Below are 26,283 nucleotides of genomic sequence, written 5' to 3'. Positions count from 1 at the left end.
TTTAGGGACTTTCATGCGAAACCTTCTCTTTCCCTTGGTGATCGGACTGGGCGGCCTTGCGGTACTGCTCTGGCTCGGCTTCTGGCAGGTAGACCGACTCGATTGGAAAGAGGGTGTGATCGCCGACATCGAAGCCCGGCTGGCGCAGCCCCCGGTGCCGTTGCCCGAGGTTCCGGAACCGGAAACGGACAATTACCTGACCGTCATCATGGAAGGCGCCGCCACGGGGGACGAAATCTGGTTTCTCGATTCCGGCACCACCGCCGGAACCGGGCACCATGTCATCTCCGCGTTCGAGACCAGCGATGGCCGCCGCGTGATGCTCGATCAGGGGTTGCTTGAAATCAACGACGCCGCGGCCCGTGCCGCCGATCCGCTGACCGAAACAGTCACCGTGCAGGGCAATCTGCTTTGGCCCGATGACATGTCGGACCAGCCGCCCGAAGGCATGGAATGGTATGCCCGCGACGTGCCCGCCATGGCCCGCGCGCTTGAGGCCGAGCCGGTTCTGGTTGTGCTTTCGGCGGCATCGCAATACGACGACCGCGTGACGCCCTTGCCCGTCGACACGCGCAGCATCAAGAACGACCACCTTGAATATGCGATCACCTGGTTCCTGCTGGCCGTGGTCTGGTCCGCAATGACGATTTTCTATGTGGCGCGGGGGACGCGCTGGAAGGACGCCTAGAATGCAGTATATCTCGACCCGGGGCGAAGCGCCCGTGCTCAGCTTCGAAGATGCGATGATGACCGGCTTGGCGCGGGACGGCGGGCTGTATGTCCCGCAGGAGATCCCCGGCCTTGACGCCGACACCATCGCCGCGATGGCGGGCCAGTCCTATGAGGATATCGCCTTCACCGTCATGCGCCCCTTCATCGGCGACACCTTCACCGACGCGGAATTCCGCGAGTTGATCGCGGCAGCCTACAGCGGGTTCGATCACGCCGCCCGCGCGCCGCTCAAGCAGTTGGACGCGAACCACTTCCTGCTTGAGCTGTTCCACGGCCCGACGCTGGCGTTCAAGGACTTCGCCATGCAGCTTATCGGCCAGATGTTTCAAGCCTCGCTCACCCGTTCGGGCAAGCGCATCACCATCGTCGGCGCGACCTCGGGCGACACCGGATCGGCCGCGATCGAAGCGTTCCGCGGCCTGAGCAACGTCGACGTGTTCATCCTGTTTCCGCACGGCCGCGTGTCCGAGGTGCAGCGCCGCCAGATGACCACCCCGACCGAAGGAAACGTCCACGCGCTGGCGATGGATGGCGACTTCGACGATTGTCAGGCCGCGCTGAAGGACATGTTCAACGACTTCGACTTCCGCGATGCGGTGAACCTTGCCGGCGTGAATTCGATCAACTGGGGGCGTGTGCTGGCGCAGGTGGTTTATTACTTCTCCTCCGCCGTGTCGCTTGGCGCGCCGCACCGCAAGGTCAGCTTCACCGTGCCCACGGGCAACTTCGGCGACATCTTCGCAGGCTACATCGCCAAGCGGATGGGCCTGCCAATCGAGCAACTGGTAATCGCCACCAACCAGAACGACATCCTGCACCGCACGCTACAGACCGGCGCGCAGGTGAAAGAGGGGGTGACCCCGTCGATCAGCCCGTCGATGGACATTCAGGTGTCGTCGAACTTCGAACGCGCGCTCTTCTACGCCTATGGGCAGGACGGGGCCGTGGTGGCCGAGCAGATGCAGGACCTCAAAGACAAGGGCGGCTTCACGATTTCCCAAGGGGCCATCGAGATGCTGCGCGATACCTTTGCCTCGGGCCGCGCCTCGGAAGACGAGACCTCTGCCACCATCGCGGCCGAGGTGAAGCGCTCGGGCGAGTTGCTGTGCCCCCACAGCGCGGTGGGGGTAAAGGTTGCCGAAGACCATCTCGGTGCCGTGCCGATGATCACGCTGGCGACCGCCCATCCGGCGAAATTTCCCGCCGCCGTCGAACAGGCCACCGGCCAGCATCCGCCGCTGCCGCCGCACATGGCCGACCTGTTCGACCGTGAAGAACGGGTGACGCGCGTGCCCAACGACCTTGCCGCCCTGCAGGCCCTGATCACGGAGCGTATCCAGACATGACCGTTCAATTCCACACGCTGTCCAACGGGTTCCGCATCGTCACCGAACAGATGCCCGGCCTGAAGTCCGCCTCGATCGGGATCTGGGTCACCGCGGGCGGGCGGGACGAGCGGCCCGAACAGAACGGCATCGCGCATTTTCTGGAGCATATGGCCTTCAAGGGGACCGAGCGGCGCTCGGCCTTGCAGATTGCCGAAGCCATAGAAGACGTGGGCGGCTACATCAACGCCTATACCAGCCGCGAGATGACGGCCTATTACGCGCGGGTGCTGGAAAACGACGTGCCGCTGGCGCTGGATGTGATCGCGGATATCCTGCTCAACCCCGCGCTGGAGCAAAGCGAGATCGAGGTCGAGCGGGGGGTGATCCTGCAAGAGATTGGCCAGGCGCTCGACACGCCTGACGACATCATCTTCGACTGGTTGCAAGAAGAAGCCTTTCCCCAGCAGGCTCTGGGCCGCACAATTTTGGGCCCCACCGACCGTGTGAGCAGCTTCTCGCGCGCGGATCTGGCGACCTTCATCAAGGAACAATACGGCCCCGAGCAGATGATCCTGTCGGCTGCGGGCGCTGTGGACCCGGACAAACTTCTGGCGCAGGCTGAAAAGCTCTTTGGCGGCATGACGCGGCGCAAATCCGCCCCCACGGCCGAACCTGCGACCTTCGCAGGCGGAGAGCGGCGGGTCGTCAAACCGCTGGAACAGGCGCATTTCGCGCTGGCGTTCGAGGGGCCGGATTACCGCGATCCGGGCATCTACGCCGCGCAGATCCATGCGATTGCCATGGGCGGGGGCATGTCGTCGCGCCTGTTTCAGGAGCTGCGCGAGAACCGGGGCCTGTGCTACACCATTTTCGCCCAAGCGGGGGCCTATGCGGATACGGGCATGCTGACGGTCTATGCGGGCACCTCGGGCGACCAGCTGGGCGAATTGGCCACGCTGACCGTGGACGAATTGAAGCGTGCCGCCGATGACATGAGCGCCGAGGAAGTGGCCCGCGCGCGGGCGCAGATGAAGGCGGGGATGTTGATGGGGCTGGAAAGCCCGAGCAACCGCGCCGAGCGGCTGGCGCGGATGGTGGCGATCTGGGGCGAAGTGCCCAGCATCGAAGGCACCATCGCGCGGATCGACGCGGTCACCACCGGAGACGTGCGCGACTTCGGCGCCCGTATCGCCACGGACGCGGCGGCGGCCATGGCGCTTTACGGCCCGATTGACGCGGCCCCCGATCTGGACGCCCTGAAGGCGCGGCTGGCGGCCTGATGTTTCGGCCCCGTCGCAAGGTCCGGCTGGAAACCGAACGCCTCACCCTGAGGCCGCCGGTGCATGCGGATTTTCGACAATGGACGGCGCTGCGTTTGGAAAGCGCCGATTTCCTCACCCCGTGGGAACCGACTTGGGCGCCGGACCATCTGACCCGCAAGAGTTTCACCAACCGGGTCTATTGGGCGCAACGGTCCATCGCGCAAGGCACGGCGGTGCCGCTGTTCCTGATCCGGCGCAGCGACGAGGTGCTGTTGGGTGCGATCACGCTGGATCACATCCGGCGCGGGCCGGCGCAGGCGGGAACCGCGGGCTATTGGATCGGCGCGCAATTCGCCCGCGAAGGCTACATGCGTGAGGCGATTCAGGCCGTGGTGCATTACGCTTTCTCATCGCTCGACATCAGCCGGATCGAAGCCGGCTGCCTGCCCGAGAACGCGCCGTCGCGCGGGTTGCTGGAATCCTGCGGGTTCAAATACGAAGGCGTCGCGCAATCCTATCTGCAGATCAACGGGCGGTGGCGCAACCACGTGCTTTACGCTAACCTGCGCCATGATCGTCGGGGCAAGACCGATGTGGGCTAGAGGGATCGGCGTGTGCGGGGGGCGCTGCCCCCGGCCCGGACGGGGTCCGGACCTCCCCCGAGGTATTTTCGAACCAGAGAAGCGGGGGGCGGGGCATGTCTGAGCTGCGGCCTGCCGATAACGGGTTTCTGCGCCAGTTGCGGGCGTTGCTGCCAGAGGCTGCGTTTCAGGCCGATCCGGCGGCCTTTCTGACCGAGCCGCGGGGGCGTTGGCAGGGCCGGGGGCACGTCGTCTCGCCCGCGACCACGCAGGAGGTCTCGGTGCTGCTGCGGGCCTGTTTCGACGCGCAGGTGCCCGTGGTGCCCTATGGTGGCGGCACCGGTCTGGTGGGGGGGCAGATCGCCGAAGACATCACGCCGGTGATCCTGTCGCTGCACCGCATGGCGCAGGTGCGCGCGGTGTTTGCCGAAGAAAACGTGATCGAGGTGGATGCCGGGATCATTTTGGCGGATGTGCAAGCGGTGGCCGAGGCGGCGGACCGGCTGTTTCCCCTGTCGCTCGCCTCCGAGGGCTCGGCGCGGATCGGCGGGCTTTTGGCGACCAACGCAGGCGGGTTGAACGTGATCCGCTATGGCAACGCGCGGGCGCAATGTCTGGGGCTTGAGGTGGTGCTGGCGGACGGCACGATCTGGAACGGCATGAGCCGTTTGCGCAAGGACAACACCGGCTACGACCTGCGCGACCTGATGATCGGGTCCGAGGGGACGCTGGGGGTGATCACGGGCGCCAGTCTGCGGTTGATGCCGCGCCCGGGGGATGAGGCCACGGCGCTGTTCGTAGTGACCGATCCCGCCGCCGCCGTGCGTCTTCTCGCGCGCGCTGGTGAGCAGATCGGCGAAGCGGTCACGGCGTTCGAGTTGATCCACCGGCAGGGGCTGGCGTTTCTGGCCGAGGCGGGCATTGCCCATCACGCGCCCTTTGCCCGGCCGCCCGAGTGGATGGTGCTGATCAAGGTGGGCCTATCCGCCGGCCAATCCGCGCAGGCGGCGTTGGAGCAGCTTTTCGAAGGGGCGCTTGATCTGGTCTCCGATGGCGTCATCGCGCAATCGCAACAGCAGGCGCAGGACCTTTGGGCGATCCGCGAGTTGATTCCCGAGGCGAACCGCAAGATCGGGTCGATCTCGTCCCACGATATATCCCTGCCGATCAGCGCGATCCCGGATTTCATCGCCAAAGCCCCATGTGAGATCGGCAAGATCGGCCCCTTCCGTATCAACTGCTTCGGGCATCTGGGGGACGGCAATCTGCACTACAACGTCTTCCCGCCCCAAGGCTCCTCGCGCGATACCTATCTGGCCGAACGCGAAGCGGTGAAGACCACGGTCCATGATCTGGTGCACAGCTTCGGCGGCTCGGTCAGCGCCGAGCACGGGATCGGGCGGCTCAAGGTTGCAGACCTTGAGTGCTACGGCGATCCGGCAAAGCTGACGATGATGCGGGCGATCAAGACGGCGCTGGACCCGCGGGGCATCCTGAACCCCGGCGCGGTGCTGCGACACCATGGTGACCACGGGTAACCTTGCGTCCGGCGGGGCGGCGGCGTAACAGGGCGCAACGGTCACGACTATCGAGATTTGAGACAGATTATGCCAGTTCTGGTGATGAAATTCGGCGGTACGAGCGTTGCGACGCTCGACCGGATCAGGCGCGCCGCCAAGCGCGTGGGGGTCGAGGTGGCGAACGGCTATGACGTGATCGTCATCGTCTCGGCCATGTCGGGCGAGACCAACAAGCTTGTGGGCTTCGTGGATGAAACCTCTCCGCTTTATGATGCGCGGGAATATGATGCGGTCGTCAGCTCGGGCGAGAATGTGACCGCCGGTCTGATGGCGCTGACCCTGCAAGAAATGGACGTGCCCGCGCGGTCGTGGCAGGGCTGGCAGGTGCCGGTGAAAACCACCAGCGCCCACGCGAATGCCCGGATCGAAGAGATTCCGACCGAGAACATCACCGCGAAATTCGCCGAAGGCATGCGCGTCGCGGTTGTCGCGGGCTTTCAGGGCCTGAGCGACGAGAACCGCATCACAACGCTGGGCCGCGGCGGCTCTGACACCACGGCGGTGGCCTTTGCGGCGGCCTTCGGGGCGGATCGCTGCGACATCTATACGGACGTGGACGGGGTCTATACCACCGATCCGCGGGTCACGTCGAAAGCGCGCAAGCTGGACCGCATCGCCTTTGAGGAGATGCTTGAGCTTGCGTCGCTTGGCGCCAAGGTGCTGCAGACCCGCTCGGTCGAGCTGGCGATGCGATACAAGGTGCCGCTGCGTGTGCTATCATCATTCGACGAACAAACCGACGAGGCTGGAACGCTTGTCTGTGCAGAGGAAGAAATCATGGAATCCAACATTGTAGCTGGCGTGGCCTTCAGCCGGGACGAAGCCAAGATGACGCTTATTTCCGTGGCCGACCGCCCGGGCATCGCGGCGGCGATCTTCGGTCCGCTGGCCGAGGCCGGGGTGAACGTGGACATGATCGTGCAGAACATCTCGGAAGAGGGGCGCACGGATATGACGTTTTCCTGCCCGATCAATCAGGTGAAACGCGCGCAGCAGGCGATGGACAAGGCGAAAGCCTCGGGCGAGATCAATTTCCACGATCTGGTCGCGGATGAGAACGTGGCCAAGGTGTCCATCGTTGGTATCGGTATGCGGTCCCACGCGGGCGTCGCGGCCAAGATGTTCGCCGTGCTGCGCGACGAAGGTGTGAACATCAAGGTCATCACCACGTCCGAGATCAAGGTGAGCGTGTTGATCGACCGCAAATACATGGAGCTGGCCGTGCAGTCGCTTCATGACGCCTTCGAGCTTGAAAAAGCCGCATGAGCCTGACGGTCCGCCCCATAAAGCCCGCCGACCGCGCTGCGTGGGACGGGCTTTATGCCGCCTATGCCGCCTTTTACGGGGTCGAGCAGACGGCCGATATGCGCGACCGGGTGTTCGGCTGGTTGACGGAGAACGCCCATGAGGTTTGCGGGTTGTGCGCGCTGGAGGGGGACCGGCTTGTGGGGATTGCCCATTACCGTGTCTTTGCGCGGCCCCTGTCTGCGGCGACGGGGCTGTTTCTGGACGATCTCTTCGTTGCGCCCGAGGCGCGCGGCTCGGGCGCGGCGGGCGCGCTGATCGATGCGGTCCGTGCCGTCGCACGGGACGGGGGGCACGGCGTCGTGCGTTGGATCACCGCCGCCGACAACGCCCGCGCCCGCGGGCTGTATGACAAGATCGCCACGCAAACCGGATGGGTCACCTACGACCTTGAGGTTTAGGCGGTTTTTCAACGGTTTGCCGACCTTCTACACATGACCCGAGGGCACGGCACCGTGGGGTTGCAAACGCCATTGCGGGCCTTCTCACCCACAGGTAGTGTCTGACCGTCAAGCGGGAGAGTAGATGGCACAGGGACTAGAGTCAGAAAGCCGAAAGCTGCTTGTGCGGTTGCGCGACGTCATGGCCAGTGGCGAGGCCGGTCAGGCCCGGCTGGACGAGATCGTGCGCCTTATCGCGTCCTCTATGCAGGCCGAGGTGTGCTCGATCTATCTGTTCCGGGATGCGGAAACCCTTGAGTTGTGTGCGACCGAGGGTCTGCAGCAAGAGGCGGTGCACCAGACCCGGATGCGGCTGGGCGAAGGTCTGGTCGGACGGGTCGCGCGCAAGCGGCAGGTGATCAACACCGCCGATGCGCCGTCGGCCAAGGGGTTCCGCTACATGGCGGAAACCGGGGAAGAGCGGTTCTCGAGCTTTTGCGGCGTGCCGATCCAGCGGCTGGGCGAGACGATGGGCGTGTTGGTCGTGCAGGGCCTCACCCGGCGCGAATTCACCGCAGATGAGGTTTACGCGCTGGAAGTCGTGGCTATGGTTCTGGCCGAGATGACCGAATTGGGCGCCTTTGTCGGCGACGGGGCCGCCCTGCGCGCGCGGCATCAAGATTCGGTGATGTATCGCGGCACCGTCGCACAAGAGGGCGCCGCCGGTGGGCATGTCTACCTGCATGAGCCGCGCGTCATCGTCACCAACCTGATCGCCGACGACCCCGACGCCGAACTGACCCGTCTGCGCGAGGCGGTGGACGTCTTGCGGGTCTCCGTGGACGAGATGTTGACCGAGACCACGACCGTCAACGCCGACCAGCAGCAGGTGTTGGAAGCCTATCGCATGTTCGCCAATTCGCGCGGCTGGATGCGCCGGATGGAGGCGGATATCGCCCAAGGTCTGAGCGCGGAAGCCGCTGTCGAGAAAGAACAATCCCTCGCCCGGACGCGGATGGAACATGCCGACAGCTACCTGCGCGACCGGCTGCACGATCTGGACGACCTGTCGAACCGCCTGCTGCGCATCCTGACCGGGCAGGGCGGGCAGACTGGTGCTGCCATGCCCGACCAGCCGGTGTTGGTCGCGCGCAACATCGGGCCGGGGGAATTGCTGGAATACGGCAAGACCCTGAAGGGGATCGTGCTTGAGGAAGGGTCCGTCGGAAGCCACGCCGCCATCGTCGCGCGGGCCTGGGCCATTCCGCTGGTGATCCACGCGCGGGGGATCACGACCGACGCGCTCAACGGGGACCGGATTCTGGTGGACGGGGAGCAGGGCATCGTGCATCTGCGCCCGGGCGAGACGGTCAAGAAAGCCTTCGGCGACAAGATCGCGATGCAGGCCAAGGCGCAGGCGCGCTATGCGGACATTCGCAACCAGCCGGCGCAGACCGCCTGTGGCAAGGTGATCTCGCTGCAGATGAACGCGGGTCTGATGGCGGACCTGCCGTCGCTGGAAAGCTCGGGCGCCGAAGGTGTGGGTCTGTTCCGAACCGAGCTGCAATTCCTGATCCGCAACCAGATGCCCAAGCGGGCCGAGCTGTCGGCGCTTTATGCGCGGGTGATGGATGCGGCCCACGGGCGGCGGGTGGTGTTCCGCACGCTGGATATTGGGTCGGACAAGGTGCTGTCCTACATGAAGCCCAACGAAGAGCCGAACCCCGCCATGGGCTGGCGCGCGATCCGCGTGGGGCTGGAAAAGCCCGGCGTGCTGCGAATGCAGTTGCAGGCTTTGATCCGGGCCGCCAACGGGCGTCCGCTGACGCTGATGTTCCCCTTCATCGCCCAGCTTGAGGAATACCGCGCAGCACGGGCGGAGTTCGACAAGGCAATGGCACGGGAACGGCGCTTGGGGCATCCGGTCCCCGAGGATTTCACCATCGGCGCCATGCTGGAGACGCCGAGCCTTGCCTATGCGCCGGATGCATTTTTCGAGGATGTGGATTTCATCTCGATCGGGGGCAATGACCTCAAACAGTTCTTCTTCGCCGCCGACCGCGAGAATGAGCGGGTCCGCCGTCGCTACGACACCCTGAACGTGAGTTTTCTGACGTTTCTCGAACAGCTTCTTGGCCGGTGCCGCGCGATGAACACGCCGGTGAGTTTCTGCGGTGAGGATGCGGGCCGGCCGATTGAAGCAGTGGTCTTTGCGGCGCTGGGGTTGGAGACCTTGTCGATGCGTCCGGCCTCGATCGGGCCGGTCAAACACCTGCTGCGCCGTGTCAATCTGGACGAGGTCAAGACGGTGATCGACGCCGCGCGCGCGCAGGGCGACCAGTCGGTGCGCGGTGCCATCAGTGCCTACCTGCGCGATTTGGACTGACGCGCCCTCAGGCTTTCAGGACCGGCTGTTTGTGCTTGGCCAATTCTTCGTGAAAAGCATTGGTGACCGCCTGCGGGTCGTGGCTGCGGGCAAGAGCGCGCAGGCCGAAGTGCACGTGGGCAATCTCGGTATAGTAGCGGGTAAAGGTGTAGTTCGTGCCCGCCCCCGCGGCCACGCCGAGGATCGGCACGGTCTGACCGGCCAGCTTCTGGCCCAGCACGGCGGCAAACTTCGGCGCCACCTTGCTGATCAGCCGGTTGATCGCCGCCCCCGACAGGCCCAGACGTGCGCCGATGAAGCTGGTGTCGATGCCGTCGTCTTCCTCACCGGGGCCGCCGCTGCCGAAGACATGCAGACATTGGGCGCGGGTTTCCATGGTTGTCGGATCCTCGCCATGGGCTTCGGCTACGTGCTGTACGGCGCGGAAAATCATCGTGGTCGCCACGGGCAGCTCCGCAATCGCGGTGGGCAGACCGCCGAGGCCCCCCAAAGCGCCAGAGACCGACGCCAGCGCCTGATGCGCCCGGTCGGACCGGATCATCTGGCCCACGCCGCCACGGCTGCGCCCGGCGGCGTCATAGCTGGCGCGCAGGGCCTTGGTCGCGGCCCCGTTGAGCTTCGCGCGGGCCGGGGCAGGCAGCAGGTTCAGCCCGTCTTCCACCTGTCCGCCCAGATAGGTGACAAGCTGCATCAACAGACCCGAGGCGTTTTCTTGCCGGGCGGCAAGGGCCGCGATCTCGGCGCGGACCTCGTCCGGCAGGGGGGGCAGGGCGGGTTCGGTGATCTTCTGTGTCTCGCTCATAGGGGTAATGTGGGGCGGTCGGGGGGTGTTTTCAATTCCTCCAGCGCATCAAGGCGCTTGCGCACCCGGCCGCGCACCCCGGCCCAGGGGCCATGACCCAGCACCCGGTCGGGGTTGGTGGGGGGCGGCATCACCACGCCGTTGAGCTTGCGGAACCCGAACCGCTCGTAATAGGGCGCGTCGCCCACCAACAGCACACGGGGCCAGCCCGCAGGCGCGGCCCGGTCCAGAACGTCGCGGATCATCAGCCCGCCCAACCCTTCCCCCTGACGGGTCGGATGCACGGCCACGGGGCCAAGCAGAAGCGCGTCGTGCGCCTCAACACGGACCGGCCAGCACCGGATCGCGCCGCCGATCACGCCGTCGTCCGAGACCACCACGCGGCAGAAGGCAGGCACCGGCGGCACCTCGTCGCGCAACCGGTAGGACGACAGCGCCTTGCGGCCCGGCGCAAAGGTCAGGTCGTAGAGCGCTTCGACCGCCCAGGCGTCCGCTGCTGTTTCATCACGCAAATTCATGCCACAGGTTTCCCCGCGTTTTGCTTTCAATGCAAACAGGTTATGGGGAACGTGCGCGACGCACCAAAGGAGGGCCGCAATGTTCTATCACCCAAAGGACGGCCACGGGCTGCCGCACAACCCGTTCAGTGCCATCGTCGCCCCCCGGCCCATTGGCTGGATCTCAACACGCGACGGGGACGGGGCCGACAATCTGGCCCCCTATTCGTTCTTCAATGCGGTCGCTTATGAGCCGCCGCAGGTCATGTTCGCCTCAACGAGTGCGAAAGAGGATCGCGGCGACACGAAGGATTCGGTCGCCAACATACGCGCCACGGGTGTATTTGCGGTTAACATCGTGGAGTTCGCCATGCGCGAGGCGATGAACAGCACTTCGGGTCCTTGGCCCCGGACGGTGGACGAGTTCGCCCATGCGGGGGTCGAGAAAGCAAATTGCGAGACCATTGACTGCGCCCGGGTGGCTGGCGCGCCGGCGGTGCTCGAGTGCCGTATGACGCAGATCGTGACCCTGTCGGGCCCGTCGAATTTCGCGGTGTTCGGGGAAGTGACCGGCGTGCATCTGCGCGATGACTGCCTTGTTGATGGCATTTTCGATGTGACGCGGTTCCACCCGGTCGCGCGGCTTGGCTATCGCGACTACGCGGCCGTGCGAGAGGTGTTTTCCATGGTCCGGCCGGGGCAGGACTGACGCCCGATAAGGGCGCGGGCGGCACGATGAACGCGCCGCCCGAATATTTTAGTGCCCGCCGATGATGCCCGTGCGGACCGAATAATCCACCGCGACCTCGTAATCCGGGTCGTCGTCGCTGTCGACGACAAGGTGCCCGGCCCTCGACAGCAACTGGTGGCAATCCTTGGTCAGGTGGCGCAGCTGGATCGCCTTGCCCTGTTCTTGATACTTCGCGGCCACGGTCTCGATCGCTTGCAACGCAGACTGGTCCGCCACGCGCGAGTTCTGGAAGTCGATGATGACCGAGGCGGGATCGGCGGCCACGTCGAACAGCTCCACAAAACCGTCGGTCGAGCCGAAGAACAGCGGGCCGTTGATCTTGTAGACCTTGGCACCTGCGTCATCGACCTCGGTCGTGGCGTAGATCCGTTTCGCGTTCTGCCACGCATAGGCCAGCGCCGAGACGATCACACCCACGACCACCGCCGTCGCCAGATCGGTCATCACCGTGACGACGGTCACCAGCACGATCACGAAGGCGTCCATGCGCGGCACCTTGGTCATGATCTTGAACGAGTTCCACGCGAAGGTGCCGATCACCACCATGAACATCACGCCCACCAGCGCGGCCAGCGGGATCATCTCGATCAGGCCCGAGGCAAACAGGATGAAGCCCAGCAGGAAGAGCGCCGCGACCGTGCCCGCGATGCGTGTGCGACCGCCGGATTTCACGTTGATCATCGACTGGCCGATCATCGCACAGCCGCCCATACCGCCGAAAAAGCCGGTGACCGTGTTGGCCACGCCCTGCGCCACGCATTCCTGGCTCGCGCCGCCCCGCTTGCCGACGATCTCGCCCACAAGGTTCAGCGTCAGCAAGCTTTCGATCAGGCCGATGGCGGCGAGGATCAGCGCATAGGGCAGGATGATGTAGAACGTCTCAAGCGTGAGGGGAACGGCGGGGATGTGGAAGGACGGCAGGCCACCCTCGATGCTGGCCAGATCGCCCACCACCGGCACGTTCAGGCCAAAGCCGATCACGATCAGCGCGACGATGCCGATGCCCGCCAAGGGGGCCGGAATCAGGTTGGTGATCTTCGGCCAGACCCAGATGATCGCCATGGTCAGCGCGGTAAGCGCCAGCATCAGATAGAGCGGCGTCCCAGAGAGCCATTCGCCGGACGCCATGCCGTGCCCGCCGCTTTCGCCAGCCGTGCCGGGCACCTGAAACTGCCCCAGTTGGGCCAGAAAGATCACGATGGCCAGCCCGTTCACGAAGCCCAGCATCACCGGATGCGGCACCAGCCGGATGAATTTGCCCCAGTGCATGAAGCCCACGACCAGTTGGATCAATCCCATAAGGACGACGGTCGCAAACAGGTATTCGACCCCGTGCAGCGCCACCAGCGACACCATGACCACCGCCAGCGCGCCCGTGGCGCCCGAGATCATCCCCGGCCGGCCCCCGATCAGCGCGGTGATCAGCCCGACGATGAAGGCCGCGTAAAGCCCGACGAGCGGTTCGACCCCGGCCACGAAGGCAAAGGCCACGGCCTCGGGCACCAGCGCCAGCGCGACAGTCAGCCCCGAGAGCACCTCGATCCGCAAGCGGTCGGGCGTGAAATTGGTGGTGGTGGGTTTGAGATCGGCGTCCTCGAGACGGCCAACAAGAGAAGCGAACATGGATTGACGCACGAGCGGAGCACCTGAATGATTTTGGGAGTCGTGCGCGCCGTTTACCCAAAGCCGCGCCGTTTGTCACCCCTTGGGTCCGGCGCCCCGCGCGCCGGGGGAAGGGGCGGAAAAACAGGGGTGCAAGACGACGCCCTATTGCGTATGCACGACACCGGGCCACGGCCTGCCCTGATTGTCGCCGCAAAGGACCTTCGATGAAACCCGCCCAGAAAACCGTTCAGGACTACATCCGCACGATTCCCGATTTCCCGCACGAAGGTATCATGTTCCGCGATGTGACCACGCTGTTCGCCAATCCGCGCGGGTTCCGCATGGCGGTGGACCAGTTGCTGCACCCCTACGCGGGCGCGGATATCGATGTGGTCGTCGGGCTCGAGGCGCGCGGCTTCATTCTGGGCGGTGCGATTGCCCACCAGTTGGGCAAGGGGTTTGTGCCGATCCGCAAGAAAGGCAAGCTGCCAGGGCGGACGATCGAACAGAGCTATACGCTGGAATACGGCGAAGCGGTCGTGGAAATCCATGATGACGCGATCGAAGCGGGAGCCAAGGTGCTCGTCGTTGACGATCTGCTGGCCACGGGCGGCACTGCTGAGGCGGGGATCAAATTGATCGAAAAGCTGGGCGGCGATGTCGTGGGCTGCGCTTTCGTGATCGACCTGCCGGACCTCGGGGGGCGTGCGCGGCTCGAAGGGCTGGGGCAAGAGGTTCACGCCCTGTGCGCCTACGCCGGCGACTGACCGGCGCGGCCTAGTTCGTCTTGCGTTTGGGCAGGAACGGCAGCGGCGCCACGGGCACGCCATCCTCGATCAGCTTTTTCGCATCGGCGAGCTTGGCCTCGCCATAGATCGCGCGCTCCGGCGCTTCGCCCGCGTGGATCTTTCGGGCCTCTTGCGCGAAGGTCAAGCCGACATATTCGCTATTGGACTCAACCTCTTGCCGGATCTTTGCAAGGGCGGCCTCAACCTCTGACCGGGGGGCGGCAAGGGGCGCGGAGGTGCCCTGCACCGAGGGTGCCATCAGCGCACGCTGCACCCGCGACGAGCCGCAGACCGCGCAGGACAGATGCCCCGCCTTGTCCAGCGTGTCGAACGCCTCGGACGATTGGAACCAGCTTTCGAATTCGTGGTCCTGATCGCATGTCAGTCTATAGCGGATCACTCTTTGGCCTTCCTTTCCTTCCCTATGACATAGGCCGCGGCGGGGCCGACGACAATGGGCAGGCCGGCCGCGGAGAGGGGCCTCAGGCCGGATCGGGTCTGAAATTCAGGATGATCGCCGCCAGTTCCGGATCGCTCACAAGCGCCGCCGCCTTTTTGCGCGGCAGCCATTTGCGCTGGCGCTCGGCCGCTTCGGGCCAGTCGTCAAGGACCTTCTTGACCTTCAACGGATAAACCACCGCCAGACAGGGCAAAGCGTCCGCCGCCCGGGTCTTGTTGTAGCTGAAGACACCGGCGGGGCGCGGATGCACCTTGCCGCGCACGCCCGCCTCTTCAAAGGCTTCGGTGGCCGCCGCATCCGCCGGGGTTTCCCCGTCCATGGGCCAGCCCTTGGGCACGATCCAGCGCCCGCTGCGGCGGGAGGTGACAAGGCAAATTTGCACCTTGTCGTGCTTGATCCGGTAGCACAAAGCTGCAAATTGGGTGCGCAGATCGGTCTTGCCCCCCGCGCGCAGGTTGATCTGCTGTTGCTGAAGTCCGCTCATGCCCGCGATCCGGCTGTTGCCCTTGGCGTGTGTTGGTGCACACTGTTGCTTGATCCTGTAAGCCTAAGGAATAGTGAAAGAAATGAAAAGATTGGCCGGAGGCGCGGGGCGGATTCTCGCGATTTGTGGTGCCCTGTGGACACTTGCGGGCACGCCCGGTGCGGCCGAGCCTGTGACGATCTTCGCCGCCGCCAGCCTGCGCGACGCGGTGGGGGATGTGGCCGCGGCGTTCGAAGCGGAAACGGGGCAGGACACGACGCTGGTCTTCGCCGCCTCCTCGGCCATCGCGCGGCAAGCGGCGGCGGGGGCACCGGCGGATGTGGTGCTGCTGGCCGATGTCGCTTGGGCCGATTGGCTGGTTGAGCAGGGTGTGCTTGAGGCGGTCACCCCCGTCGCCGGCAACGCGCTGGTCGTCGTGAGCCGCGCACCCGGGCAACTGGAGAGCGCGCAGGATTTGCCGGATGCACTGGGTGACGGCGTTCTGGCGGTGGCGCAGGTCGATGCGGTGCCCGCAGGGCGCTACGCGAAGGCGGCGCTGACGTCCCTTGGGCTGTGGGATGCGCTGGCGCCGCGTGCCGTGCAGGCCGACAACGTGCGCGCCGCGCTGCGGTTCGTGGAACGGGGCGAGGCGGCGTTGGGCATCGGCTATGCCAGCGATCTGGTTGCCCTGCCGGACCTGCACGAGGTCTATCGCTTCGCGCCCGAAACCCACCCGCCGATCACCTACGCCGGTGGCGCGATCACCCCCGCCGGAGCCCCGTTCATGGCCTATCTGGTGGAACCTGCGGCGCAAGACATTCTGTCGGACTGGGGCTTTCTGCCCGGTTGGGCCGCCCCGTGACGGACTGGCTTGGCCCGGCGGAATGGTCTGCGCTGTGGCTGTCGCTCAAGGTGGCTTTCTGGGCCACGCTGGTCAGCCTGCCGTTGGGGTTCGCGGTGGCCTATGCCTTGGCGCGGGGGCGGTTTTTCGGGCGGCAAGCGCTCAACGTGCTGGTGCATCTGCCGTTGGTGATGCCCCCGGTGGTCACCGGCTATCTGCTGTTGCTCGGCTTCGGACGCACCGGCCCGCTTGGTGCCGGATTCGAGGCGCTGTTCGGTCTGGTGTTTGCCTTTCGCTGGACAGGGGCGGCGCTGGCGGCGGGGATCATGGGCTTCCCGTTGATGGTCCGCGCGATCCGCCTGTCGCTTGAGGCGGTGGACGCAGGTCTGGAAGAGGCCGCGGGCACGCTGGGCGCCTCGCCCTTGCGGGTTCTGCGCACGGTGACCCTGCCGCTCGCTTGGCCCGGTATCGTCGCGGGCGCGGTGCTCGCCTTCGCCAAGGGCATGGGCGAGTTCGGCGCGACGATCACCTTTGTGTCCAACATCCCCGGCCAGACGCAGACGCTGGCCCTGTCCATCGACACCTTGCTTGAGGTGCCCGGCGGCGAGCCTTTGGCCCTGCGGTTGGCGATCGTCTCGATCGTCATCGCGGCCGCGGCCCTGATCGTGAGCGAGCTTCTGGCCAACCGCGTGGTGCGGCGGAGGGCGCTTTGATGTTGCAGGTGCATGTCACCCGGGCCTTCCCGGATTTCACGCTCGACGCTGCCTTCGAGGCCCCCGCCGGGGTGACCGCGATTTTCGGGCCCTCAGGTTCCGGAAAGACCAGCCTGATCCGCGCTGTGGCCGGCCTGTCGGACTGTGACCACGCGCGCATCACCCTGGGCGGGCGCGACCTTTCTACGTTGAAGCCGCACAGGCGAAACATCGGCTATGTCTTTCAGGACGCACGGCTTTTCCCCCATCTGACGGTGTTGAAAAACCTTCGCTACGGCGGGCGTCACGATGAAGAGGCGGTGATCGCGGTGCTGGGTCTTGCACCGTTGCTCGGGCGTCATCCGGCCTCGCTCTCGGGCGGGGAACGGCAGCGGGTGGCCTTGGGGCGGGCGCTGATGTCGGCGCCGCACCTGTTGCTGCTGGATGAGCCCTTGTCGGCGCTGGATTCCCCCCGCAAGGCCGAGGTTCTGCCCTATCTCGAGGCGCTGCGCGACCAGACCGCGATCCCGATCCTTTATGTCAGCCACGACATGACCGAAGTGGCGCGGCTGGCGCGGCGGATCGTGGTGCTGGACCGCGGGCAGGTCGTCGTCTCCGGCGCGCTTGAGGACGTGCTGGCGGACCCTGCGGCCGTCCCCTTCATCGGGGTGCGCGACGCGGGCGCGGTGCTGTCGGGGCGCGTGGTCGGGCATTCGGACGATGGCTTGACCAAGATCGAGACCGAAGGCGGCGCGCTTTGGGTGCCGGGCGCCGTGGGTCGGGCGCTGGGCCATATCCGGGTGCGAGTGCCCGCGCAGGATGTGATCCTGTCGCGCAGCGCGCCCGAGGGGCTCAGCGCGCTCAACGTGCTATCGGTTACGATCACCGGGCTGGAGCGGGGCACCGGCCCGGATGTGGCTGTGGCGTTGCAGGCCGGTCAGGCGCGGCTTCTGGCGCGGGTGACGGCACGGTCCTGCGACGGGATGGGCCTGCAGGTGGGCGACCACGTCTTCGCGATCCTCAAGGCCACGGCCATCGCCCCCGGCGACGTGGGCTAGCGGTAGGTCGCGATGAGGTCGCCCGGCTCCGGCGTCGCCTCATAGACCGCACGGGCAATGGCGCGGGCCAGACAGGTGGCAGCGGCTGCGCCGATGGGGGCATAGCCCGCGTGATCCACGGAAGCGGCGGTCGAGGTCGACACACCGAACACAAGGTCCCCGTCCAGCGGCGTATGCGCGGGCACAATGGCGCGGGCCATGCCGTCGTGGGCGTTGACCGCCAGCCGGTGGCACTGGGGCTTCGACAGGGGCGCATCCGTGGCGACGATGGCGATGGTGGTGTTCGCCCCCTGCTGGGCATGCAGCCCCATGGCCTGTTCTTTCAGGCTCGGCTCAGGTCCGGTGTAGCCGCCCTTCGGGTCCGGGCCGAGGCCGCCGAACTCGTCCCCCATCTCGAAGGGCGCCGCCCAGAAGTGACGGTCGCCGGGCGTGGTGACCGAGCCCAGCGCGTTGACCACGACCAGCGCCCCTACGGTGGTCCCGTCGGGCAAGATGACCGACGCCGAGCCCAACCCGCCCTTGTGCCGCGCGGCCATGGCCCCCGTGCCCGCGCCGTGGCTGCCCAGCGCAAAATCACGCGCCGCATTGGCCAGCGCCGCGCGGCCCAAAGCGGGGTAGGGGTTCACCTCCCAGGCCTTGTCGCCGCCGTTGATCAGATCGAACACGATCGCACCGGGCACGATGGGCACGGTGACGTTGCCGATGGCAAAGCCGCGCCCCTGTGCGCGCAGCCCGTCCGCCACGCCGGAACAGGCATCGAGACCGAAGGCCGAGCCGCCCGACAGCACGAGCGCGTCGACCTGCTGCACGGTCTTGTCCGGCGCGAGCAAATCGGTTTCCCGCGTGCCCGGCCCGCCGCCCATGACGTGCACGGAGGCTGTGAAAGGCGCATCGCCCAGCAACACCGTGCTGCCGGATTTGAGCGCGGCGTCCGAGGCGTTGCCGACCTTCAACCCCGCGACATCGGTGATCATGTTCTTCGGTCCGGTGGTGTAGGTCATGTCGTCCTATCCGTGATACGCGGCGACGGTCTTGAGGGCGGAGAAGCCGTAGAGCGCCTCGAACCCCTTTTCCCTCCCGTGGCCGGACTTGCCGACGCCGCCGAAGGGCAATTCAACGCCGCCACCAGCGCCGTAGTTGTTGATGAAAACCTGCCCTGATTTCAGCGCTTTGGCCAGCCGCATCTGCCGCGCGCCGCTGTCCGTCCAGACCGACGCCACAAGGCCGTAATCGGTGCCGTTGGCGATGCGCAGGGCCTCAGCTTCATCCTCGAAGGGGATCAGCACCTGCACGGGGCCGAAAATCTCGTCTTGCGCAAGCGGGTGGTCGGGGGGCACGTCCGCGAAGAGCCGTGGTGCCACGTAGTGGCCCGCCGCGTCGGTCGCGATCTCGCCTTGGGCGACAAGGGTCAGGTCCGCGCCTTTGGCGATGAACCCTTCGACAATTTTTTTCTGGCGCTTGGAGATGAGCGGCCCGAGGGCGAGATCCTCTAACGCTGGCCCCACCCGAAGCGCACGATAGGCTTCGGCCATGCGGTCGCGGACGCTCTCATAAACGCCACGCTGGATCAGAATGCGCGAGGAGGCGGAACAGGTCTGGCCTGCGTTCTGGATGCCCGCATTCACAAGGAACGGCAACGCGCGATCAAGGTTCGCGTCGTTAAAGACCAGTTGCGGGGACTTGCCGCCAAGCTCCAGCGTGACGGGGACGACATTCTGCGCCGCGGCCGCTTGAATCGCCTGTCCGGTCCGCACCGATCCGGTGAAGGACACATGCTGGATGCCGAGATGCGCGGCCAGCGCCGCCCCCGCCTCGGCCCCCAGACCGGTGACGACGTTCAGCGCCCCCGGCGGCAAACCCGCGTCCGTGGCGATCTGCGCGAAGGCCAGCGCGGTGAGGCAGGCGTCCTCGGCAGGTTTCAGCACGCAGGCGTTGCCCATGGCCAGCGCGGCCCCGACCGAGCGGCCGATGATCTGCATCGGGTAGTTCCACGGCACGATATGGCCCGTCACCCCGTGCGGTTCGCGCAAGGTATAGACGGTGTAGCCGTCAAGGTAGGGGAGGGTTTCGCCGGTGATCTTGTCCGCTGCGCCGCCGTAGAATTCCAGATAGCGCGCCAAGGCCGCAGCATCGGCGCGGGCCTGACTGAGCGGTTTGCCCACATCGCGGGATTCCAGTTCGGCCAAGGCATCGACCTGCGCCAGAACCGCCGCGCCGATCCGGGTCAGGATGCGGCCCCGCTCTAGTGCGGTCATCGCGCCCCATGCGCCGTCCCGCGCCCCATGGGCTGCGCCCACCGCCGCGTCGATGTCTTCGGGCGTGCCGCGTCCGATCCGGGTCAGGGGGGCGGCGGTGGAGGGGTCGGTGACTTCAAGCGTGTCTGTGGCCGCGACCCATGCGCCTCCGATCAGATGGTGCGCCGGGGGGATGTTGAACGGGGACAGGGGCATGGACTCAAACCTTGTGCAGATCGGGAAGCTGGGGTGCGGCGGCCAAAAGCGCGCGGGTGTAGGGATGTTGCGGGGCGCTGAAGACGTCTTCGGTCGGCCCCTGTTCGACGATCTGGCCGGATTTCATCACCAGCACGCGATCTGTCACCCCGCGCACCACGGAGAGATCGTGACTGACGAAAAGATAGGCAAGGTCGCGCGCCGCACAGATGTCGGCGATCAGGTCCAGCACCTGCGCGCGGACCGACACATCAAGGGCCGAGACAGCTTCGTCAAAGATGATCAACTCGGGCGCGACGATCAGGGCGCGGGCGATGGCGATGCGCTGCCGCTGGCCGCCGGAAAACTCGTGAATGAACTTGCCGGCATCGCTCTCCGACAGGCCCACATCGCGCAGGGCGCGGGCGATCCGGTCGTTCACATCGTCCGGGGGATGCGGCAGAAGGTGGAAGGGCTCGGCCACCAATCGCCCCACCTTGTGACGGGGATTGAACGAGCTGTAGGGGTCCTGAAACACCACCTGCATCTTGCGCCGCACCGCTAGGTTGGGCCGCGTGCCGGTGAACACAGGTGCGCCGTCCAATGTGATGGTGCCGGATTGAACCTCTTCCAGCCCGAGGATGGCGCGGGTGAGGGTGGACTTGCCGCTGCCGCTTTCCCCCACAAGGCCCACGCGCTCACCGGGTTTGATGTCAAAGCTCACGTCATCCAGCGCGCGAAAGCGGGGGCGGGGGCCGAACAGGCGGCGGCGCGGCAAGGGATATTCGCGGCAGACGTGACGCACCTGCAACCCCTGTCGGTCGTCACCCGTGGGGCGGGGTGCGATGTCGGGCGTATGGCTTGAGGCTGCGAAAAGCGCGCGGGTGTAGGGGTGCTGCATGTCACGCAAAAGCTGCCCCGTGGGGCCGGCTTCGACCACGCGGCCATTCTGCATGACCACGATCCTGTCGGCGATATCGGCCACTACCGCAAGGTCATGGGTGATGAGCAGCAACCCCATATCGAACTCGCGCACCAGATCGCGCAGCAGGTCAAGGATGCGCGCCTGGGTGGTGACATCCAGCGCGGTGGTCGGCTCGTCCGCGATCAGCAACCGCGGTTGGCGGGCGATGGCCATGGCGATGACCACCCGTTGACGCTGGCCGCCAGACAACTCATGCGGATAGCGGGTCGGGGGCACCTTCAGCCCGACCTTGACGAGCATGTCAGCGGCGCGGGCGCGGGCATCGCGCTTGGTGGTCGCTTCGTGGATCTCGATGGTCTCGGCCACCTGCGCGCCGATGGTCTGGACGGGGTTGAGTGCGGTCATCGGTTCTTGAAAGACCATTCCCATCGTATTGCCGCGCATCCGGCAGAGGTCGGGCTCGGGCGTTGTCAGAATGTCGGTGCCGTCCAGATCCACGCGGCCCGAGGCCTGCGCCCCACGCGGCAGCAACCCCATGACGGCCAGCGCGGTCATTGATTTGCCCGAGCCGCTTTCCCCGGTGATGGCCACGATCTCCCCCGGGGCGACGGTCAGAGTGACGTCGTGCAGGATGTCCACCGGCCCGATGGAAAGCGACAGGTCCGAGATCGAAAGCAGGCTCATACGCGCTGTACCCGGATGCGGGGGTCAAGCCAGTCGCGCAACCCGTCGCCCAGAAGGTTCAGCCCCAGCACCATCAGCACGATGGCCAGCCCCGGGACCAGTGCCACGTGGGGCGCGATGGCGGTCAGGGTCTGCGCATCGGCCAGCATCCGGCCCCAGCTTGCCGTAGGCGGCTGCGCCCCCAGCCCGATATAGGACAGGGCCGCTTCGGCGAGAATGCCGAGCGAGAACTGGATGGTGCCCTGAACGATCATCAGGTTGGTGATGTTGGGCAGGATATGTTCGTAAGAGATGCGCAGCCGTGATTTGCCGAAGACACGGGCGGCCAGGATGAAATCCCTCTCCCAGATCGGCAAGGCCGCGCCGCGTGCCAGACGGGCGAAGACGGGGATGTTGAAGATGCCGATGGCGATGATCGCGTTGACGGCCGAGGCGCCGAACACGGCGGTGATCAGGATCGCGATCACAAGGCTCGGAAAAGCGAAGACCAGATCGTTGCCGCGCATGATGACCTCGTCAAGCAGGGTGCCGCGCCGGGCAGCGGCCAGCAGCCCCAAGGGCACGCCCACGGCGATGCCGATTCCCACCGCCAGCACCGCCACCGCGATGGAGGTGCGCGCGCCCATCATGATCATCGACAGGATGTCGCGCCCGAAGTGATCGGTGCCCAGCAGATGATCCCCGCCGGGCGGCTGCAATTTGTCGGGAATATCAAGGCGGGTCACGTCGAACGGCGTCCAGAAGAAGGACAGCGCGGCAAGGCCGAGGAACAGCAGCGACAGCGTGCCGCCCAGAAGGATATTGCGGTTCAGATGCACCACCGGCCTAGCCCCGCGACCGCAGGCGCGGATCGACCAGCGCATAGGCCAGATCGACCGTGAAGTTGACGACGATCACGGTGAAGACAAGCAGCATGACCACGCTTTCGACGACGATCAGATCGCGGGCGGAGATCGACTGGAAGATGAGACGGCCGAGGCCGGGCAGGAAGAACACCTGTTCGATGATAATCCCGCCGGCCAGCAGAAAGGCGAACTGCAAACCGATGATGGTCAGCACCGGGATCAGCGCGTTGCGCACCGCATGTCGCCAGAGCGCCTGACGCCGGCTGAGGCCCTTGGCGCGGGCGGTGCGGATGAAATCCTCGGACAGCATGTCGAGCAGGGAAGAGCGCATGACCCGCGCCAGGATCGCCGCCTGCGGCAGGGCCAGCGCGATGGCCGGCAGGGTGAGGGATTTGAGCGCGGCGAGGGGATCGTCCCAGCCGGGAAAGCCGCCCGAGGGGAACCAGCGCAGATTGATGGCAAAGACGAGCACGAGGATCATCGCAAACCAGAAATTCGGGATCGCGACGCCCAGCTGCGTGGCCCCCATGATCGACACATCGCCCAGCCCGCCACGCCGCGCGGCGGCAAGGATGCCCGCGGGAAAGGCCACGAGCGTGGAGAGGATCAGCGCATAGACCGCAAGCGGCAGGGAGACCCAGATCCGGTCGGACACAAGCTCGGCCACCGGGGTTTTGTAGGTCCACGAGGTGCCGAAGTCGCCGGTGAGCAGCCCGCCGACCCACGACAGGTAGCGCAGAAACAGCGGATCGTTCAGCCCCATCTGGTCGCGCAGGGCCTCGACCGCTTCGGGGCGTGCGTTGAGGCCAAGCATGAAGGCGGCCGGGTCGCCGGGGATCACCTCGATCACCGCGAAGATCACCAGCGAGGCGGCGATCAGGCTGAGGGTCAGCGACAAAAGGCGTTTGGCGAGATAGCGGATCATGAGGCGGCTGCGGCGGGCCGGGGGCGCGCCTGCGGCGCGCGATTGGGGGCGCTGCCCCCGCGCTGCGCGCCCCCCCGGGATATTTTTGAAGCAAAGATGAACGGGGGCGGGGCCAGTTGGTCGCGCCCCCAGCAGTGGTGGATCATTCCGACCAGGCGACGCCGGTGAGGTCCACGGCGGCGGTGGGTTGGTCGACCCAGAGGCCGGTCAGCCCCGCCTTGGCCACCGTCGGCACCGAAAGCTGGAACAGGTAGCCGTTGACATAATCTTTGGCGATCATGGTTTGCGCTTGCGCCAGAAGATCGCTGCGTGTCGCGGGATCGGTGGTGGCGTTCAGGGTGTCCATCAGGTCCTGAAAGTCCGGATTGTCGTATTGGAAATAGTAGTCCGGATTGGCATAGACGCCGATGTCCATCGGTTCGGTGTGGGACACGATGGAGAGGTCGAAATCCTTGTTGGTGAAAACCTCTTCGATCCATTGGGCCCATTCGAGGTTGGAAATCTCCGCGTCGATGCCGATGTCGCGCAACTGGGCGGCGATGATCTCTCCTCCGCGGCGGGCGTAGGAAGGGGGCGGCAGTTTCAGGGTGGTGCTGAACCCGTCCCCGTAGCCCGCTTCGGCGAGCAGTGCGCGCGCGCGGTCGGGGTCGTAAGGCGAGTTGTCGAGCAGGTCCACGTAGTCGGGATTGTGCGGCGCGAAATGGGTGCCGATGGGCGTACCGTAGCCGAACATCGCCCCGTCGATAAGCGCGTCGCGGTCGATGGCATGGGCGATCGCCTCACGCACCTGCGGGTTGTCGAAGGGTTCTTGTTTGTTGTTGATCGAAAGGATCGTCTCACCTTCGGTGTTGCCGATCAGGACCTGGAAGCGCGGGTCGGCTTCGAATTGCGGCAGGTTCTCGGGCGCGGGGAAGCCTACGAAAGCGTCCACATCCTCGGCCATCACGGCGGCGAAGGCGGCGGTCGGGTCGGAGATGAACCGGAAAGTGGCAGAGTCAAGCGCAGGTGCCGTGCCCCAGTAATCGGGGTTGCGTGTCAACTCGATCCGGTCGCCCTGCACCCAGTCGGCAAAGGCGAATGCGCCGGTGCCCACGGGATTGGAGGCAATGGTGTCGATGCTTTCGGGGGCCACGATCACCGCGTCGCCCCAGGCCATGTTGAACAGGAAATTGCCATTCTGCTGCGCGAGTTTGACTTCGACGGTCTGCGGGTCGATCACCGTCACCTCGGCGATGTCCGTGAACAGGCCCTTTTGCGCGTTGGTGCTGTCTTCGGCGCGGGCCCGGTCGAGCGAGAACTTCACGTCTTCCGCGTCCATCGTGGTGCCATCGTGGAAGGTCACACCCTCGCGCAGGTGAAAGGTGTAGGTCAGACCGTCTTCGGAGATGTCCCAGCTTTCCGCGAGGCCGGGCACGACGGAGCCATCGGCCATGAACCGGGTGAGGCCCTCGAACACGTTGGTATAAAGCACCGAATCGATGGCCTGCGCCGCCCCGCCCGTGGGGTCGAGGTTCGGGGGCTCAAGCTGGATCGCGACGGTGATGTCGGTTTGCGCCGTGGCCATGCCCGCGCTGAGGGCCAGCACGCTGGCGCCGAGAAGTTTGCTGAAATGGGTCATAGCGACCTCCCTGTTTCGTCCGTTGGCAGCAGCAGCGCGGCCAGGCTTCTGGCCATAACTTCCACGCTCACCATCATATCGTCAACGGCGATGTATTCGTCGGGCTTGTGCGCCAGCTCAAGGATGCCCGGCCCGTAGGCCACGCAGTTCTTCAGTCGGCCGATCCGATCAATGTGTTTCTGGTCGTAGGTCCCGGGCGAGGCGACGAACTCGGCCGGGGCGCCAAGCACGGTCTCGATCTGTTGCGCCAGCGTGGCGGCGACGGGGGCGTCGCGGTCGGTCATGGAGGGCAGCACGTGATTGAGTTCGCGCAGCGCGTAGTCGAACCGTGCGCGCGAGGTTTTGAGCCCGTCCAGCAGCGCTGTCACCTCGCCGCGCACCTGATCGAGCGGTTCCTCGGCGAGAAACCGGCGGTCGATCACGATACGACAGGAATCCGGCACGCAATGAGCGGGCAGACCGGTGAAATCGTCGGGCTGTTCCGGCTGGCCGCCGTGGATCGAATTGATGTTCATGGTCGATTGCCGCGCCCCTTCGGGGACCACTGGCATATCGGTGCGGCGCTGGGCCATGGCTGGAAAGAGGTCGGTTTCGAATTTGTCGAGGACCGCGCCCATGTGGCGCACGGCGCAGTCGCCCAGAAACGGCATGGAGCCGTGGGCGATTTCGCCCTTTGTTTCGATTTCGGCCCACCAGCCGCCCCGGTGGCCAAGACACACGCGGTCCTTGTTCAGCGGCTCGGGGATGATGACGTGCTGCACCCGTGCGGGCGAGAAATAGCCCTGTTCGGCAAGGAAGGCGACACCGCCATAGCCGCCGGATTCCTCGTCCGCGGTGCCGGAGATCTCGATTGCGCCGTGAAAGTCGGGGAAGGTTTCGATGAAGGCTTCGGCGGCGATGATCGAGGCGGCAAGCCCGCCTTTCATGTCGCAGGCCCCGCGGCCATAGATCTTGCCGTCGATGAGCGCTGCGCCGAAGGGGTCCTGCGTCCAGCCCTGACCCACTTCGACCACATCCGTATGGCTGTTGAAATGCACGCAATCGCCCGTATGCGCGCCCTCGCGACGGGCGACGATGTTCCAGCGGGGGTAGGCTGTGCAATCGCCCGGGGTGTCATAGGCGCGGATCAGTTCGGTGGCAAATCCGTGAGCCGAGAGCCGCGCGTCGAGGTAGTCGCAAATCTCGCGGTAATTCTCGCCCGGGGGGTTCAGCGTGGGAATGCGGATCAGCTCTTGCGTGAGGGCGATCAGGTCGTCGCGCTTGTCCGCGATCCGCTCGAGAAGGGGGGTCAGGTCGGTCATGCCCGCACTATTGGCGAGGGCGCGCGCCGCCGCAAGGGGCAGAAA

Annotated in this window: 25 protein-coding genes; 13 read left to right on the top strand and 12 right to left on the bottom strand. The window is 65.8% G+C overall.

Annotation, left to right across the window (positions count from 1 at the left end; all coding sequences use genetic code 11):
* The first annotated feature begins 13 nt into the window (after positions 1-13).
* From DC363_RS13170 to ptsP, 8 genes are all read left to right on the top strand, one after another.
* Positions 14-688: an SURF1 family protein gene (locus DC363_RS13170; RefSeq protein ID WP_108641624.1), complete on the top strand. Its 675-nt coding sequence runs from the start codon at positions 14-16 to the stop codon at positions 686-688.
* A gap of 1 nt (position 689) precedes the next feature.
* Positions 690-2,078 carry a threonine synthase gene (gene thrC / locus DC363_RS13165; protein ID WP_108641623.1) on the top strand — a complete coding sequence of 463 codons (1,389 nt, stop codon included), beginning with the start codon at positions 690-692 and terminating at the stop codon, positions 2,076-2,078.
* Positions 2,075-3,340, top strand: a complete 1,266-nt coding sequence (locus DC363_RS13160) for a M16 family metallopeptidase (RefSeq protein ID WP_108641622.1) — start codon at positions 2,075-2,077, stop codon at positions 3,338-3,340. The genes thrC and DC363_RS13160 overlap by 4 nt, the downstream gene beginning before the upstream one ends.
* A complete protein-coding gene (locus DC363_RS13155) occupies positions 3,340-3,924 on the top strand; it encodes a GNAT family N-acetyltransferase (protein WP_108641621.1) in 585 nt (194 codons plus the stop codon). The genes DC363_RS13160 and DC363_RS13155 overlap by 1 nt, the downstream gene beginning before the upstream one ends.
* 95 nt (positions 3,925-4,019) lie before the next feature.
* The gene (locus DC363_RS13150; protein WP_108641620.1) at positions 4,020-5,441 is read left to right on the top strand and encodes an FAD-binding oxidoreductase; all 1,422 of its coding nucleotides are present in this window, start codon (positions 4,020-4,022) and stop codon (positions 5,439-5,441) included.
* Between the two features lie 69 nt (positions 5,442-5,510).
* Positions 5,511-6,749 carry an aspartate kinase gene (locus tag DC363_RS13145; RefSeq protein ID WP_108641619.1) on the top strand — a complete coding sequence of 413 codons (1,239 nt, stop codon included), beginning with the start codon at positions 5,511-5,513 and terminating at the stop codon, positions 6,747-6,749.
* Complete coding sequence (locus DC363_RS13140; protein WP_108641618.1) at positions 6,746-7,189, top strand: GNAT family N-acetyltransferase; 444 nt, start codon at positions 6,746-6,748, stop codon at positions 7,187-7,189. Before DC363_RS13145 ends, DC363_RS13140 begins: the two co-directional genes overlap by 4 nt.
* A 124-nt stretch (positions 7,190-7,313) precedes the next feature.
* Positions 7,314-9,554, top strand: coding sequence for a phosphoenolpyruvate--protein phosphotransferase (gene ptsP / locus DC363_RS13135; protein WP_108641617.1), 2,241 nt, complete (start codon positions 7,314-7,316; stop codon positions 9,552-9,554).
* Positions 9,555-9,561: 7 nt separating this feature from the next.
* On the opposite strand, the gene DC363_RS13130 is transcribed toward ptsP, so the two are convergent.
* Together DC363_RS13130 and DC363_RS13125 are read right to left on the bottom strand one after the other, a co-directional pair.
* Positions 9,562-10,356: an EcsC family protein gene (locus DC363_RS13130; protein WP_108641616.1), complete on the bottom strand. Its 795-nt coding sequence runs from the start codon at positions 10,354-10,356 to the stop codon at positions 9,562-9,564.
* On the bottom strand, positions 10,353-10,874 hold the full coding sequence (locus DC363_RS13125; RefSeq protein ID WP_108641615.1) for a GNAT family N-acetyltransferase: 522 nt from the start codon (positions 10,872-10,874) through the stop codon (positions 10,353-10,355). Before DC363_RS13125 ends, DC363_RS13130 begins: the two co-directional genes overlap by 4 nt.
* 79 nt (positions 10,875-10,953) lie before the next feature.
* Here DC363_RS13125 and DC363_RS13120 point away from each other — a divergent pair, with 79 nt between their 5' ends.
* On the top strand, positions 10,954-11,562 hold the full coding sequence (locus tag DC363_RS13120) for a flavin reductase family protein (protein ID WP_108641614.1): 609 nt from the start codon (positions 10,954-10,956) through the stop codon (positions 11,560-11,562).
* Positions 11,563-11,610: 48 nt separating this feature from the next.
* Here DC363_RS13120 and DC363_RS13115 read toward each other — a convergent pair whose 3' ends face one another.
* Positions 11,611-13,227: a SulP family inorganic anion transporter gene (locus DC363_RS13115; protein ID WP_196778425.1), complete on the bottom strand. Its 1,617-nt coding sequence runs from the start codon at positions 13,225-13,227 to the stop codon at positions 11,611-11,613.
* A gap of 206 nt (positions 13,228-13,433) precedes the next feature.
* Between DC363_RS13115 and DC363_RS13110 the strand changes: the two genes are divergently transcribed.
* A complete protein-coding gene (locus tag DC363_RS13110; RefSeq protein WP_108641612.1) occupies positions 13,434-13,976 on the top strand; it encodes an adenine phosphoribosyltransferase in 543 nt (180 codons plus the stop codon).
* Positions 13,977-13,986: 10 nt separating this feature from the next.
* On the opposite strand, the gene DC363_RS13105 is transcribed toward DC363_RS13110, so the two are convergent.
* Together DC363_RS13105 and DC363_RS13100 are read right to left on the bottom strand one after the other, a co-directional pair.
* Positions 13,987-14,397 (bottom strand): DUF1178 family protein, encoded by a 411-nt coding sequence (locus tag DC363_RS13105; RefSeq protein WP_108641611.1) that lies wholly within the window; start codon positions 14,395-14,397, stop codon positions 13,987-13,989.
* 82 nt (positions 14,398-14,479) lie between these two features.
* Complete coding sequence (locus tag DC363_RS13100) at positions 14,480-14,941, bottom strand: NUDIX hydrolase (RefSeq protein WP_108641610.1); 462 nt, start codon at positions 14,939-14,941, stop codon at positions 14,480-14,482.
* An 82-nt stretch (positions 14,942-15,023) separates the two neighbouring features.
* On the opposite strand from DC363_RS13100, the gene modA reads away from it, so the two are divergent.
* The 3 genes from modA to modC are packed head-to-tail and all read left to right on the top strand — an operon-like array spanning position 15,024 to position 17,511.
* The gene (modA, locus tag DC363_RS13095) at positions 15,024-15,782 is read left to right on the top strand and encodes a molybdate ABC transporter substrate-binding protein (protein ID WP_108641609.1); all 759 of its coding nucleotides are present in this window, start codon (positions 15,024-15,026) and stop codon (positions 15,780-15,782) included.
* Positions 15,779-16,474 carry a molybdate ABC transporter permease subunit gene (gene modB / locus DC363_RS13090; RefSeq protein WP_108641749.1) on the top strand — a complete coding sequence of 232 codons (696 nt, stop codon included), beginning with the start codon at positions 15,779-15,781 and terminating at the stop codon, positions 16,472-16,474. Before modA ends, modB begins: the two co-directional genes overlap by 4 nt.
* Positions 16,474-17,511 carry a molybdenum ABC transporter ATP-binding protein gene (modC, locus tag DC363_RS13085; protein ID WP_108641608.1) on the top strand — a complete coding sequence of 346 codons (1,038 nt, stop codon included), beginning with the start codon at positions 16,474-16,476 and terminating at the stop codon, positions 17,509-17,511. The genes modB and modC overlap by 1 nt, the downstream gene beginning before the upstream one ends.
* Here modC and DC363_RS13080 read toward each other — a convergent pair.
* From DC363_RS13080 to DC363_RS13050, 7 genes are all read right to left on the bottom strand, one after another.
* Positions 17,508-18,512 (bottom strand): P1 family peptidase, encoded by a 1,005-nt coding sequence (locus DC363_RS13080; RefSeq protein WP_108641607.1) that lies wholly within the window; start codon positions 18,510-18,512, stop codon positions 17,508-17,510. The genes modC and DC363_RS13080 overlap by 4 nt on opposite strands.
* A gap of 6 nt (positions 18,513-18,518) precedes the next feature.
* Positions 18,519-19,961 carry an aldehyde dehydrogenase family protein gene (locus DC363_RS13075; protein ID WP_108641606.1) on the bottom strand — a complete coding sequence of 481 codons (1,443 nt, stop codon included), beginning with the start codon at positions 19,959-19,961 and terminating at the stop codon, positions 18,519-18,521.
* A gap of 4 nt (positions 19,962-19,965) precedes the next feature.
* Positions 19,966-21,549 carry an ABC transporter ATP-binding protein gene (locus tag DC363_RS13070; RefSeq protein ID WP_108641605.1) on the bottom strand — a complete coding sequence of 528 codons (1,584 nt, stop codon included), beginning with the start codon at positions 21,547-21,549 and terminating at the stop codon, positions 19,966-19,968.
* Positions 21,546-22,361, bottom strand: a complete 816-nt coding sequence (locus tag DC363_RS13065; RefSeq protein WP_108641748.1) for an ABC transporter permease — start codon at positions 22,359-22,361, stop codon at positions 21,546-21,548. The genes DC363_RS13070 and DC363_RS13065 overlap by 4 nt, the downstream gene beginning before the upstream one ends.
* A gap of 13 nt (positions 22,362-22,374) precedes the next feature.
* Entirely contained in the window at positions 22,375-23,319 is a 945-nt protein-coding gene (locus DC363_RS13060) for an ABC transporter permease (protein WP_108641604.1), read from the bottom strand.
* Between the two features lie 142 nt (positions 23,320-23,461).
* Complete coding sequence (locus DC363_RS13055; protein WP_108641603.1) at positions 23,462-24,937, bottom strand: ABC transporter substrate-binding protein; 1,476 nt, start codon at positions 24,935-24,937, stop codon at positions 23,462-23,464.
* A complete protein-coding gene (locus tag DC363_RS13050; protein WP_108641602.1) occupies positions 24,934-26,238 on the bottom strand; it encodes an acetylornithine deacetylase/succinyl-diaminopimelate desuccinylase family protein in 1,305 nt (434 codons plus the stop codon). The genes DC363_RS13055 and DC363_RS13050 overlap by 4 nt, the downstream gene beginning before the upstream one ends.
* Positions 26,239-26,283: the final 45 nt, after the last annotated feature.

Source organism: Thalassorhabdomicrobium marinisediminis (assembly GCF_003072065.1).
GTDB classification, from domain to species: domain Bacteria; phylum Pseudomonadota; class Alphaproteobacteria; order Rhodobacterales; family Rhodobacteraceae; genus Octadecabacter; species Octadecabacter marinisediminis.
Note: the sequence above shows the minus strand (reverse complement) of the source record. Positions and strands in the feature narration are given on the sequence as shown.